Raw genomic sequence first — 14,736 nt, forward strand, 5'->3', positions numbered from 1 at the left:
AATATGAATCAGCCTTTAGCATATGTACATCCTGGAGCTAAAATAGCTAGAAATGTTGTTATAGAACCTTTTACAACCATTCATAATAATGTTGAAATAGGGGAAGGAACATGGATAGGATCAAATGTTACTATCATGGAAGGAGCTCGCATCGGAAAGAATTGTAAGATTTTTCCTGGAGCAGTTATTTCAGCAGAACCACAAGATTTAAAATTCGAAGGAGAAGTTACAACAGTAGAGATAGGGGATAATACAACTATTAGAGAATGTGTAACAATCAATAGAGGAACAAAAGATAGATATAAAACTGTTATCGGTGATAACTGTTTAATTCAGGCGTATAGTCATATTGCACACGATTGTATCGTTGGTAATAACTGTATTTTTTCTAACTCTAGTACTTTAGCTGGACACGTTACTATAGGAGATTATGTTGTATTAGCAGGATTAGTTGCTGTACATCAATTCTGTACTATCGGATCACATTCATTTGTGACTGGAGGTACATTAGTACGTAAAGACGTTCCTCCTTATATTAAGGCAGCACGTGAACCTATTTCTTATGCTGGTATTAACTCAGTAGGATTGAGAAGAAGAGGATATTCTCCAGAAAAAATCAGAGAGATTCAAGAGATCTATCGTATTTTATATCAAAAGAACTATAATACAAGTCAAGCACTTGAAATTATAGAGGCAGATATGGAAGCAACTCCAGAAAGAGATGAAGTTTTAATGTTTATCCGTAATTCATCAAGAGGAATTATGAGAGGATATTCAGGAATATATTAGTAATACTAAATAAAATAAAAGAATGGCAACAACAGCTGATATTAGAAATGGTTTATGTATCCAATACAACAATGATATTTATAAAATTGTTGAGTTTTTACACGTTAAACCTGGAAAAGGGCCTGCATTTGTTAGAACTAAAATGAGAAGCGTTACTAATGGAAGAGTATTAGAGAATACTTTTTCTGCTGGTCACAAAATCGATACTGTAAGAGTAGAAACACATAAATTCCAATATTTATACCCAGAGGGAGATCAGTTCCACTTTATGAATGTTGAGACTTATGAGCAAATTACGCTTTTAAAAGACGTATTAGATGCTCCAGGCTTATTAAAAGAAGGAGAAACTGTAATGGTTCAAATTAATTCAGAGACTGAATTACCGTTAGCAGTAGATATGCCTGCTTCTGTAATTCTAGAAGTAACTTATACTGAGCCAGGAGTAAAAGGAAATACAGCTACAAATGCTACAAAACCTGCTACTGTTGAAACAGGTGCTATTGTCAATGTACCTTTATTCATCAACGAAGGTGATAAAATTAAGATTGATACATCAAACAGCGCTTATATGGAGCGTATCAAGGAGTAATCACTTTTTAGAAGAAGAGAGATGCGTTTTGCAAAAGTTCAAGATTTACAGACTATAGCAGAGATTATTGGATGTAAGTTTGTAGGTGATGCTAATTTTCCAGTTTATGGAATGAACGAAATTCACGTTGTACAAGAAGGTGAAATCGTTTTTGTGGATCATCCTAAATATTATGATAAAGCGTTAAACTCTAATGCGACAATCATTTTAATTAATAAAGATGTAGAGTGCCCAGAGGGTAAGGCTTTATTAATATCTGATGATCCGTTTAGAGATTTTAATAAATTATCTAAGTTCTTTAACCCGTTTAAACCAGCAACTGAGGTTCAAGCTAAAGATGCTATTATCGGGGAAGGAACAATCATTCAACCTAATGTATTCATTGGTCATAATGTAGTGATTGGTAAAAATTGTGTTATTCACCCTAATGTAGTTTTATATGATGGAACTATTATAGGGGATAATGTAGTTATTCATGCTGGAGCTATACTGGGTGCTGATGCGTTCTACTATAAAAAGAGACCAGAAGGATTTGATCCATTAGTATCTTGTGGTAGAGTAGTTATCGAAGATAACGTAGGTATCGGTGCTGCATGTACTATAGATAGAGGTGTGACAGGAGATACTACTATTAAAGAAGGTGCTAAAATAGATAATCAAGTTCATATTGGACATGATACTGTGGTAGGTGTACGTTCTTTAATTGCGGCTCAATGTGGTATAGCTGGTTGTGTGGTCATAGAAGATGAAGTAACGCTATGGGGACAAGTAGGTACTACAAGTGGTATCACTATTGGAACTAAAGCTGTTGTTTTAGCTCAATCTGGAGTATCTAAATCGTTAGCTGGAGGTAAAGTTTATTTTGGGTATCCTGCAGAGGAATCAAGAGATAAATTAAAGCAACTAGCTAGTATTAAGAGAATACCAGAATTAGTAGAGAAAACTAAGCATTTATAGTATTTGACATTCGTGTCTGACATAAATCAGGTTTCTTGAGATTGAAAACAAAGAATGTTATTAATTAATCAATTAATCTTATTTATAAGAGGGTAAAAAGTTTTAATAGTAATTAGAATTGTTTATTTTTGTGTAAGTAAGTTTAAATAAATAAAAACAAGATCATGAGTGTTTTAGTAAATAAAGATTCAAAAATAATCGTTCAGGGATTTACTGGAAGTGAAGGTACATTCCACGCTTCACAAATGATTGAGTACGGAACAAACGTAGTAGGTGGTGTAACTCCAGGAAAAGGGGGGACTACTCACTTAGAGCGTCCAGTATTCAACACAGTTTCAGAAGCTGTAGAAAAAGCAGGTGCTGATACATCTATTATTTTCGTACCACCAGCATTTGCTGCTGACGCTATAATGGAAGCTGCTGATGCAGGGATCAAAGTTATTATCTGTATTACAGAAGGTATTCCAGTAGCGGAAATGATCAAAGCTTACGACTATATCAAAGGTAGAGATTGTAGATTAGTTGGACCTAACTGTCCAGGGGTTATTACTCCAGGTGAAGCTAAAGTTGGTATTATGCCAGGTTTCGTATTCAAAAAAGGTACAGTTGGAATCGTTTCTAAATCAGGAACTTTAACTTATGAGGCTGCTGATCAAGTTGTAAAACAAGGTTTAGGTATTACAACAGCTATCGGAATTGGTGGAGACCCAATCATTGGAACAACTACTAAAGAAGCTGTACAATTATTAATGGCTGATCCAGAAACTGAAGCAATCATTATGATTGGTGAGATTGGTGGTCAATTAGAAGCTGATGCTGCTCGTTGGATTAAAGAAAATGGTAATAAAAAACCTGTTATCGGATTCATCGCTGGAGAGACTGCTCCTAAAGGAAGAACAATGGGACACGCTGGTGCTATCGTAGGTGGAGCTGATGATACAGCTGCTGCTAAGAAACGTATCATGAGCGAATGTGGAATCCATGTTGTTGATTCTCCTGCTGAGATCGGTAAAAAAGTAAAAGAAGTTTTAGGATAATTCTATTCTAAAATAAAACAAATAAGGAAGGCCTATACATCATGTATAGGCCTTTTTGTTTAAAAATATTTTTGCTGTATTTTCAATATTCTTGATTACTCATCAGCTTTTTTTAAATATCTCTTTTATAAGAGATCTTCTGTTTAGTATATTTAGGTTTGATATCATAATTTATACTTAATTGAAGGTTAAAAATTAAGTATGTTCTTAATGAATAATTTATTAGCTTGTGTTTAATAATGTAAATTAACAGAATAAAAAAATAATCCATTTTAATGATAGGAGTATTTGTGCTAATAAAAATCTTATGTATATTGTAATGCACTTACAAAATAAGTAATAGTTATGTCTTTTTACTAGTAAGTATTGATTTAGAACCCTAACCAAACTATAACTATAGCAATTGAAAAATTGTTTTATTTCAAAAAGAGACTCTTTATTAAGAGTCTCTTTTTTTATTCTTTATCTAATAAGTATAAGTAAGCAGGAGGTAAGTGGTGTGACATTATATTTTCAGGTTTATGAAACTTGATTTGATATTCTGTATCCTTGAGTCCATCTAATATAATTGGGTTACTACATCTCGCATAGTTACTATTTAGAACATATTTAGGCTCTACTAATTCTGGTAATTGTTTTTGAATTAGGTTAAAGACAAAGGAACCTAGATATTTGTTATATTTCTTGACACTTTTTTCGGTAGGCTTTTTTATACCATTAAAAATACTAGTAGCAACCATTCTCTTAGGCCAAGTTACTTTTTTTAATGCTTTTTTTACCTCATGATCCGCTAAAGGGCTAATTTCGTTAAAGTCTCTAAAAGTCTGTGTTGTTGGTGGAAGTTCAGGAACCCAGTCTTGGGTATTAATAACAGAGTAACTCCAACTTTTAGCTAGTTTCTCATATTGATAACTAAAGTAAAGATTTCCAGGTTTAGGAGGTGCAATCGCATAAGTCTTAAACTGTAAGTCTTTTGGTAATTTTCCTTCTAGTTGTTGATTCATTAGATTTGCTGTTATTAGATAAGCTATAGCAGCACCTTGGCTATGACCAGAGATGATAAAGTCTTTATGGTTTTTCTGAACTAGACTATCCAACTTAGGTTTAATATCTTCCATTAAGTACAGAGAGGCTATAGTCCATCCTGCATGAACAGTAGCTCGTTCATCTTGAGATAGTTTGTAACTAACTTTTTTAGTATTATCTAACTGTATTTCTCCTGATGAAGGAATCATAGCTGCATAGTAATTAGCTAACCAACTAGCTCCCTTGTTTACAGATCCTCTAATAACTATTTCTACAGTATTTGTTTTATCATTGTGGTATAATGCCCACATATTGGTTAACCCCATTTCTGGTGATCTATACGTATTCTTATAACCAGTAAGATTATAAAGTGAATCTGTGGGGAAAGCTTTGTGTATATCAGTAGCTAGTTGTAAGCTATTGTATATTTCTTGTTTATCAGCTATAGGCTTTAAGTTTTGTGCAAAACTGATAGAAGTAGAACAAAGTAAAAGGAGATAAATTCTTTTTATCATAGAAAAGGACTTTACTAGTGTTATTTAGTTAAATATTTACACGATTCAAATCAAAGTTACACTTTTAAATTTTTGAATGCCGTTAAAAATGTATAAATTAGATGTAAACTTTAAAAAAAGAGATATGGCTAATTCATTTGTAAAAACTGTAAAAGATCGAATTAAGAACTGGTATATACCTGTAATCATTGGTATACTTTTTATAATAGGAGGAATATATATGTTTAGTACTCCTATTACAGCATATGCTTCACTAACTATTATCTTTAGTTGTATGTTTTTAATTGCTGGTATTTCAGAGATTATCTTTGCTTTTTCTAATCATGATCAACTTGATGGTTGGGGATGGTTGCTTTTTTCAGGAATTATAGATGTGGTATTAGGTGTTATTTTAATTGGAACGCCTACGTTATCGGCAGTAGTTCTTCCTATTTATGTTGGTTTTGGATTAATGTTTAGATCTATTAGAGGAATGGGAACAGCTTTTGACCTTAAAAACTACGGTGTAAAATCATGGACTAGCTTATTTGTTTTTGCTTTACTTGGGTTAGTATTTTCATTCTGTATGTTATGGAATCTTGAGTTTGGTGCATTTACCATTGTATATTGGACAGCATTCTCATTCATATTATTAGGAGTTTACAGTTTATTGTTTGGTTTCTTCTTGAGAAGGATAAAAAAATATTCAGGAAAGGTTGATCAAGAGCTGTTAGAGCAATATGAAAGGATTCAAGAAGAAGTTCGAAAGAGATTACACGATAAATAAGTATAATTATTTGATAAAGTTTATTGGGTGTTGTAAAAAATCCATATTTTGCAAGTAATAAATAAAAGAGATTATGAAAAAAATTGCAATGCTATTTGCCTTTGTAGCTACATCACTATTAGTTGGGTGTGAAGGGTCTACTGGACCACAAGGACCTCCAGGACCTCCAGGAGTTGGGGAATTTCCTTATGTAATGGAGACAACCCTAAGTTTTGATAAAAATTTAAATGATAGTTATTTAACACTCCCTGTTAAACATCCTGTGGAATTGTTTAAAGGAGATGTTATTTTAGTATTCATTAAGGATGTAGATTCTAGTAGTAAAGAACCAAGATGGTATGCACTACCTAAAAAATTCTATACTAAAGTAGATGGGGTAGAGAAAGATTTAGAATACAGTTATGCTTTTAGCCCAGACCAAGTGGATATTATAGCAGAAGCTAATGCACCATTAATTAATTTTAATGGAAATAATACTACTCCTAGTGTTTTGAGAAATCAAGTATTTAGAATTATGTATATTCCAGGGGCTGACCCAAAAATAAGAAATAATAGCTTAAATGTATCAACTAAAGGTGCTACTACCTTATCATACGAAGAAGCTGTACGCAAGTATAATTTAGAAGATGTAAAAGTAGTTAAGAAGTACTAGAAAATAATATTTAAAAGGTAGAGGCGCTAAGTTTCTACCTTTTTTTGTTTCTATAGGTAAAAATATAAGGGGGAGGGAGTGCTCTTGAGTATACTTTTTTAAAAAATATTACAAAAATATAGGGGGTGTGTGTTGTTTTTAATGACTTTTATTTAAATTTGTACTCATAAAACAGGGGGTGTCCCTTCAAAAACTATTAATTATGTCAACATTTCGTTTTCGAGCAATTGAAAAAGCAGCATCTAGAGAAGCTGTAAAGGTAGAAGAACTGGGTAGAAAATCATTGATCTTTGGTGATCACGTATTTAATGACAAGTCAATGCGACAATTTTTAACTCCAGAAGCTTATCAGGCAGTTAAGAATGCACAACTAGGAATTAAAATAGACCGTCGATTAGCTGAGTACATTGCATTGGGAATGAAAGAGTGGGCTCTATCGAAAGGAGTAAGTCACTATACGCACTGGTTTCAACCACTGACAGGAACGACAGCAGAGAAGCATGATGCTTTCTTTGAGACGTCTTTTGATGGTGATCCTGTTGAAAAATTTAATGGTAGTCAATTAGTACAACAAGAGTCAGATGCATCTAGTTTTCCTAACGGAGGAATTAGAAATACATTTGAAGCAAGAGGGTACACAGCTTGGGATCCTACATCTCCTGCCTTTATCTTTGGTTCTACATTATGTATTCCTACTGTATTTATCTCTTATACTGGTGAGGCTTTAGATAATAAAACTCCTTTATTAAAAGCGCTTAATGCAATAGATGATGCTGCAACTGAAGTAGCTAAATTCTTTGATAAAAATGTAAAGAAAGTAACGACTACTTTAGGGTGGGAGCAAGAGTACTTTTTAGTAGATAGTGCTTTAGCTGCTTCTAGACCTGATATTCTTACTACAGGAAGAACATTATTAGGGCATACAGCTGCTAAAGGACAACAATTAGATGACCACTATTTCGGTTCTATTCCAACTAGAGTACTGAATTATATGCATGATTTAGAGAATCACTGTATCTTATTAGGTATTCCTGTTAAGACTAGACATAATGAAGTAGCTCCTAATCAGTTTGAATTAGCACCTATATTTGAGGAAGCTAATTTAGCAGTGGATCACAACTCTTTATTAATGGATGTAATGAAAAAGGTAGCTGAGAAGCATCACTTTAAAGTATTATTCCATGAGAAACCATTTAAAGGAGTTAATGGTTCTGGTAAACACAATAACTGGTCATTGGCTACTGATACTGGTGTGAACTTGTTGAGTCCTAGTAAAACACCTAAGAGCAACTTACAGTTCTTAACCTTCTTTATCAATACGATTAAAGCTGTAAACGATAATGAAGAGCTTTTAAGATCAGCTATTGCTTCTGCAAGTAATGATCACCGCCTTGGAGCGAATGAAGCACCACCGGCAATTATGTCTGTATTTATTGGACAACAATTGACTAAGGTTCTTAATGAATTGAAAGAGGTGACGGATGGTAAACTTTCTCCAGAAGAAAAAACAGATCTTAAATTAAATGTAGTTGGAAAAATTCCAGATGTATTATTAGATAATACAGATAGAAATAGAACTTCTCCATTCGCTTTTACAGGTAATAAATGGGAATTTAGAGCAGTAGGATCTACAGCTAACTGTGCTGGACCGATGACTGTATTAAATACAATAGTAGCTAAACAGCTTAGAGACTTTAAAAATGAAGTGGATGCACTAGTAGAAAAAGACGGATTAAAAAGAGATGAGGCAATCTTCAATGTATTAAGAGAATATATTAAAGATAGCGAGAGAATCCTTTTTGAAGGTGATGGATACGGTGATGAATGGGAAAAAGAAGCAGTAAAAAGAGGATTGAGTAATAATAAGACAACTCCTTCTGCTTTAAGAATTAAGAAAGACCCTAAAGTGATTTCAATCTTTGAAGAGATGGGAGTGATGACTAGTATAGAGATGCATGCTAGATATGAGATCGAGCTAGAAGAATATGTAAAACGTATTCAGATAGAAGGACGTGTATTAGGAGATATCGCAAGAAATCACGTAATACCAACAGCTATCAAATATCAAAACTTAGTAATTGATAATGTGAAAGGTCTTAAAGAGATATTCGGTGCTGAAGATTTCGGAACGATTGCAGCAGAACAATTACAAATGATTAAAAAGATATCTCATCATATAGAGCAAATTAATGCTAAGGTTACTGAGATGACAAATGAGCGTAAAAAAGCGAATCTAATAGAGGATGTTGAACAACAAGCTCATGCATACTGTGATGTTGTAAAACCTTATTTTGATATTATCCGTTACCACAGTGATAAATTAGAATTAATGGTAGATAATGAGCTTTGGACATTAACGAAGTACAGAGAATTGTTATTTACGAACTAAAAATAGTGATAAATTGAAAAAAAGACGACTTATGCTTCTTAGCTAAGTCGTCTTTTTGTTGGTATATATAAAGAGTTTTATGGTATTATGTATAGTATTACCGCTATTTGAGGATGGTGTTTATTGTATTTTTCGTGATTAAAGTATATTTTATTTATTTTGTTAATTAGTATGTAAAAATATATTACTTTAGAAAATTCTTAAGAATTACGAAATTGACAGTTGTTGTGAAAAAGTAGAGTAGGAATGCTCTATTTTGGAAGACATAATTGTGACACTATGGAACAAAATACATCAATAAAATTATCAGTACAGAAGTATAGTTACTTCAATTATACTTTTTGTATTCAGAAATATCACTTTATACAACGTATCCTAATAGATAATCTAGAAGAAAGTTATGAAGGGGTTAAAGTTCACATCTCATCGCAACTAGGTTTTTTTGAGGATAATGTTGTGCCTATTGAACGCTTAGAGACTAATACTGCCTATACTATAACGAAGTTTGATTTTAAATATAATCTACATTTTATACGTAATGTAGTAGAGAAAGATATTGATACGGTTCAGATAGCTTTAAAGTTAGATGACGAAGTATTAGCAGAGACTTTCTTCCAAATAGAGGTGTTACCTATAGATTACTTTGGAGGAGTGGAGCTTTTTCCACAATTACTAGCGTCGTATATCTTACCTAATCATGATGCTATTTACCCTATTAAGTCTAATGCTGTTAGAATATTAGAGAAGAATAAACTAGTTCCTTCCTTCGAAGGATATCAGTCAGGTAGTCGTGAACGCGTATTACAGATGGTATCTGCTATTTATCGATCTATACAAAGTATGGATTTAGTATATAGTGCTTTGCCACCAAGTTATGAGCGAACAGGCCAGCGTATTCGATTATTAGATCAAGTGATAGAGACCAAGTTTGGTAACTGTATGGATATAACATTGCTCTTTGCAGCATGTTTAGAAGCAATAGATTTAAATCCTATTCTTATTCTGACAAGAGGGCATATATTTGTCGGTGTTTGGTTAGTAGATGATAGATTTGATTCTATGGTTAATTATGACCAGACAGCGATTACTAAACGTGCAGCAACGAGTATCAGCGAACTTATCGTTATAGAATCTACCATGGTCTGTAAGGGGGCTACTTTTACACTTAAAGAAGCAATGGCATCTGCAGAAACTCAGCTGTTACAAGCTTCTGATTTTATCTTGTCTATTGACGTTAAGACTTCTCGCATCAATAATGTATTACCTTTACCAGTATATAGAAAGAGTAGTGGAGAGTTTATTGAGAACCACGATTTTGAAATTAGTAGAAAAAAAGATAGTATAGATAAGCGATTTGCTCAGTCTAATGCTTTTAGTGATTTAGAACTAGGAGAAGGAACTGTTTTATCTAAACAACGTATTTGGGAGAGGAAGCTATTAGATTTATCCCTTAGAAACAATCTTTTAAACACTCGATTTACTAAGAGTGTTCTACAGTTAATCGATGTAAATGTAAGTGATTTAGAAGATTCTTTAGCGGAAGGTAAAGCGTATACTATACAAGGAAGTAGCCAGCAAGAGATATTAAATAAGTACAATCTATATTATCCACCATTACATTCATCAGAAGAGCTATTCGAAGTAGTAAATTCAGAGTTTAAGAATAATAGACTATATAGTTACTACAATGAACATGACTTAGATAATATCTTAGTTAATCTATATCGAAATTCTAAATTAGCTGAAGAAGAAAATGGTAAGAGTACCCTATATCTAGGGATAGGATTGCTTAAGTGGTATGAACCCAAATCTGAGAAAACAGTAAGATATGCCCCTATATTATTAGTGCCTGTGGAGCTTAATAGGAGGTCTATTAACTCTAAGTTTGTACTAAGAGGGAGAGACGAGGAGACGATGATTAATATCACGTTGTTAGAGTATTTACGTCAAGAGTTTAAACTTGATATGACTGCCCTAGAAGATTTGCCGATGGATGATTTAGGTGTTGATGTACCTAAAGTTCTTGCTTTAGTTAGAAAGACGATAATAGATTTAAAAGGTTGGGATGTATTAGATCAGATTATCTTAGGGACTTTTTCGTTTAATAAATTGATTTTATGGCAAGATATTTCTAAGTATGCAGATGAGATTCAAAAGAGCTCTATTGTTAATAGTTTATTGAATGGTAGCTTGTCAGAATCAATAGAAGTACTCGATAGTAATGATGATGAGTTAGAACAATTGACATCATCAGAATTGACATTACCTATCTCTACTGATAATTCTCAATTAGAAGCAGTTAGAAATGCACATGCTAATAAAAGTTTTGTTTTACACGGGCCTCCAGGTACTGGTAAGTCTCAGACGATCACTAATATCATTGCAGATGCATTAGCAAATGGTAAAAAGGTCTTATTTGTAGCTGCTAAAAAAGCTGCACTAGATGTAGTACACCATCGATTAGAAAAGATAGGACTAGGACCATTCTGTTTGGAATTGCATTCTAATAAAACACGTAAATCTGATGTATTAGCGCAGTTCGAAGCTACATTAGAAGTGCCAAAATATAAGGGTAACTATGACTTCAAGGAAGCTTCCAATAGGATAGATCAACGCAAAGCAGAGTTGAGAAAGTATATAACTCAGCTACATCAACGTTTTAGTATTGGATGGAGTTTATATGATACCATAGCCTATTTAGAGCTTAACCATGTGGCTGTTAATAGCGATTTACTTGTAGATATTGATTTAAATGAGATTACACAGTCTACTTATACAAGTTGGAAGGATTGGATAGTACAATTTGCCTCTATATGTCAGCGCATAGAGAGCCCTTTGTCACATCCTTTGCGTTCTTTAACGATAAAAGAACATAAATACGATATCCAGAGTACAGTTAAGACTGTACTGTCTGATTATAAATATACAGCTCGTGAATATGAGCAAATCAGTGCAGAGTTTAACTTTAAACTTTTGTCTGATAAAAGAATTGATGCTAATAGTTTACAGACGATGTTTGAATTATTAGCTAAGAGCAATTTATCTTATGAATTAATTGACTTATACTTTGATGCTAATCAATTCTCTCTGTTACACAAGTGGATGGAGTTACATCAGAAGTGTATACGCATAGAGGATTTAATTACTCAACAATTTAATAAGAAAATACTTGAAGTAGATTTATCACTTCAAGAACAAGAGTGGAATAAATCTAAGCACCTTTGGTTCTTGCCTAAATGGCTTAAAAAGAGAAGAGTAAAGTCTTTCTTGAATGGATATTCTAAAGCAAAAATTAAATCGGAGCATGATGTTAATCTTCTGTTTAATCAATTAGATGACTTCAAGAGGTTAAAACTAAGCTGTGAGGACTCTAATTATAGGGATATTAATAGACTATCTAAAATCTACTATACTAATGATAGATTAGACTTTGAAGCTATTTATACAGAAATAGAGAACCTAAGTGGACTTTCTAAACTGGCTCAACAGCATGGTTATTATGGAATAGATAAATGGTTATTAGATTTTTATAGAAACCAAAATGTAAGAAGAGGAATCTCCGAGATTACGACATTCTTAAAGACATTTATGGTAAAATACCACGATGTTCAGGCATTCTCTTCGACAGCACCTTTAAGTGATGAAGTTGACGGTATCTTAGCGAATCTTGATAAGTTAAGTGATTGGATTAACTATAATGTCTATAGAGAAGAGGGAACTAAGCTTGAACTAGATTGGTTTATTGACTTATTAGAACAAGGTAGAATAGAAAAGGACAATCTAGAAGTAGAGCTAGAGCGAATATTGCACATCAATTTATTTATTAAAACAGTAAGTAACTCTTTTGCACTTAGTGGTTTTGACGCTAAGATATATGAGACTCTAATCAAACAGTATCACGATATTCACAATGAGTATACCGAATTAAATAAGAGTCAATTAGTATTAAAATTAAGTAGTCGTATTCCGAGATCATTCTTTGACTCTATTCAGAGTTCCGAATTAGGAATGCTAAAACGTGCTATTCGCAGTAGAGGACGAGGGTTGAGTTTGAGAAAACTATTCGATCAGATGCCTAATTTACTTTCTCGCTTAAAGCCGTGTATGCTGATGAGTCCTATTTCGGTAGCACAGTACTTTGATGTTAGTACAGAGCATTTCGACTTGGTTATTTTTGATGAGGCTTCTCAGTTACCTACAGCCGAGGCTATTAGTGCCTTAGCTAGAGCTAAGCAGGCTATTATCGTAGGAGATCCTAAGCAGATGCCTCCGACTAGTTTCTTTGCTTCTAATAAGGTAGATGAAGATAATTTAGAATTAGAAGATTTAGAAAGTATTCTAGATGATTGTTTGGCTCTGTCATTGCCGTCTAAGTATTTGTTAAGACACTATAGAAGTAAGCACGAGAGTTTGATATCATTTAGTAATGCTAATTTCTATGACAATAAGTTATTGACTTTCCCGTCTAAGGATGACTTGGATAAGAAAGTAACTTTTGAATTTATAGAAGGCGGTATGTATGAGAAAGGAAAGTCTCGTACAAATAAAAAAGAAGCTATAGCTATCGTAGAATATATAAAACAGCACTATAGTCAAATAAAACCTAAGTCTCTAGGTGTAGTGACTTTTAGTCAAACTCAACAGACTTTGATAGAAGATATGTTGTCAGATATGCTGATCAAGAACCCTGCTGTAGAGGAGAAAATGCTAGGAGCTTCAGAATCGCTTTTTATCAAAAACTTAGAGAATGTACAAGGAGATGAGCGTGATATTATATTGTTTTCTATAGGGTATGGCCCTGATGAAGAAGGTAAGGTATCAATGAATTTCGGACCTTTAAATAGAGATGGAGGATGGAGACGTCTTAATGTAGCTGTGACTAGAGCGAGGTATGAGATGAAGATATTCTCTTCGCTTAGAGGGGATCAGATAGATCTTAGACGTACTAATGCAGAAGGAGTGAAGGGATTGAAGAATTTCTTAGACTTTGCAGAAAAAGGATATGTAAATATTGCTGAGAGTGAATCTGTTAAACAAAGTGATAAATTGATTCAATCCATTGCTACTTATCTTAAAGAGAATGGATTTGATGTTAAAACGAATATTGGTACTTCTAGTTATCGATTAGATATAGGTGTCGTTGATAAGAATAATCCGAATGAGTATGTAATGGGAATCCTAGTAGATGGATTAAATTACTACAACGCAAAAACAACCAATGATAGAGAATTATTAATTCCTGGTGTATTAAAAGGACTTGGATGGAATATATACCGCATATGGACGATTGATTGGTTTAAGAATAAGGAGTTAATTCTACAAGATTTACAAGCTAAGATAGATGAGACCTATCAGAAGGCTGAAGAAGTGGAGATGGAGACAGGATCAAGTGATTTTATTAGCAAACATTTAATCGAAGTGACTGATAAGGCGGCTGTATCTAGACAAAGGCCTTATGAATCTGCTAACTTTAATGCTATAGCGGATGGTAACTCTGAGACAATATACCTTCAAAACAATAGAAATCTAGTACAGAATCAATTGTATCAAATTATTCAGACGGAAGGACCTATTAGTCAGAACTACTTGTTTAAAAAAATGATGACTATATGGAATATTTCTCGTACTGGTACGAAGTTGCAGGCATATTTAGTCGAATTGATTAACGAGATTCCTAATTGTACTAGTGTGCTCTCTTATCAAGAGTTTTATTGGAATGAAGATCTTTATAAAAGAGGGTTGACTCATTATAGAGAAAATACTATAGAAAAGAGAAATATAGAAGACATCTGTCCTGAGGAGATAGAGGTAGCGATAATAGAGTTACTAGAAACTAACTTTAGTGTGCCACATGAAGATTTAACTAAAGCTATCGGAAGAGTTTTTGATTTTACTAAATTAGGAAGTCAGATGGATCAAGTGATTCAACATGTGATTCAGAAGATGATGGTAGAGGACAAGATTATTAATCAATTTGGCAAAATAATATTAAAAGAATAATCACACGATAAAGATA

The 14,736-nt window shown here is 33.2% G+C and carries 9 protein-coding genes; 8 read left to right on the forward strand and 1 reads right to left on the reverse strand.

Annotated elements, in window-relative coordinates; all coding sequences use genetic code 11:
- Positions 1 to 3: 3 nt before the first annotated feature.
- The 4 genes from lpxA (at position 4) to sucD (ending at position 3,372) form a co-directional block, all read left to right on the forward strand.
- Complete coding sequence (gene lpxA / locus AABL87_RS04265; protein WP_006258921.1) at positions 4 to 789, forward strand: acyl-ACP--UDP-N-acetylglucosamine O-acyltransferase; 786 nt, start codon at positions 4 to 6, stop codon at positions 787 to 789.
- Between the two features lie 22 nt (positions 790 to 811).
- Complete coding sequence (gene efp / locus AABL87_RS04270) at positions 812 to 1,378, forward strand: elongation factor P (protein ID WP_006258920.1); 567 nt, start codon at positions 812 to 814, stop codon at positions 1,376 to 1,378.
- A 21-nt stretch (positions 1,379 to 1,399) separates the two neighbouring features.
- On the forward strand, positions 1,400 to 2,335 hold the full coding sequence (locus AABL87_RS04275) for a UDP-3-O-(3-hydroxymyristoyl)glucosamine N-acyltransferase (protein WP_025124333.1): 936 nt from the start codon (positions 1,400 to 1,402) through the stop codon (positions 2,333 to 2,335).
- Between the two features lie 164 nt (positions 2,336 to 2,499).
- A complete protein-coding gene (gene sucD / locus AABL87_RS04280) occupies positions 2,500 to 3,372 on the forward strand; it encodes a succinate--CoA ligase subunit alpha (protein ID WP_025124332.1) in 873 nt (290 codons plus the stop codon).
- A 455-nt stretch (positions 3,373 to 3,827) separates the two neighbouring features.
- Here sucD and AABL87_RS04285 read toward each other — a convergent pair whose 3' ends face one another.
- Entirely contained in the window at positions 3,828 to 4,913 is a 1,086-nt protein-coding gene (locus tag AABL87_RS04285; protein ID WP_006258917.1) for a lipase family protein, read from the reverse strand.
- A 124-nt stretch (positions 4,914 to 5,037) separates the two neighbouring features.
- Between AABL87_RS04285 and AABL87_RS04290 the strand changes: the two genes are divergently transcribed.
- The 4 genes from AABL87_RS04290 to AABL87_RS04305 all read left to right on the forward strand — a co-directional run bounded on the left by AABL87_RS04290 (position 5,038) and on the right by AABL87_RS04305 (position 14,720).
- Positions 5,038 to 5,679, forward strand: coding sequence for an HdeD family acid-resistance protein (locus tag AABL87_RS04290; RefSeq protein ID WP_225581548.1), 642 nt, complete (start codon positions 5,038 to 5,040; stop codon positions 5,677 to 5,679).
- Between the two features lie 73 nt (positions 5,680 to 5,752).
- Positions 5,753 to 6,331 carry a hypothetical protein gene (locus AABL87_RS04295; protein WP_006261162.1) on the forward strand — a complete coding sequence of 193 codons (579 nt, stop codon included), beginning with the start codon at positions 5,753 to 5,755 and terminating at the stop codon, positions 6,329 to 6,331.
- A 202-nt stretch (positions 6,332 to 6,533) separates the two neighbouring features.
- The gene (locus tag AABL87_RS04300) at positions 6,534 to 8,720 is read left to right on the forward strand and encodes a glutamine synthetase III family protein (RefSeq protein ID WP_006258914.1); all 2,187 of its coding nucleotides are present in this window, start codon (positions 6,534 to 6,536) and stop codon (positions 8,718 to 8,720) included.
- Positions 8,721 to 8,999: 279 nt separating this feature from the next.
- On the forward strand, positions 9,000 to 14,720 hold the full coding sequence (locus AABL87_RS04305; protein WP_341276991.1) for a DUF3320 domain-containing protein: 5,721 nt from the start codon (positions 9,000 to 9,002) through the stop codon (positions 14,718 to 14,720).
- The last annotated feature ends 16 nt before the right edge of the window (positions 14,721 to 14,736 follow it).

The sequence above is a fragment of the Myroides sp. C4067 genome, from assembly GCF_038039665.1.
GTDB classification, from domain to species: domain Bacteria; phylum Bacteroidota; class Bacteroidia; order Flavobacteriales; family Flavobacteriaceae; genus Flavobacterium; species Flavobacterium odoratimimum.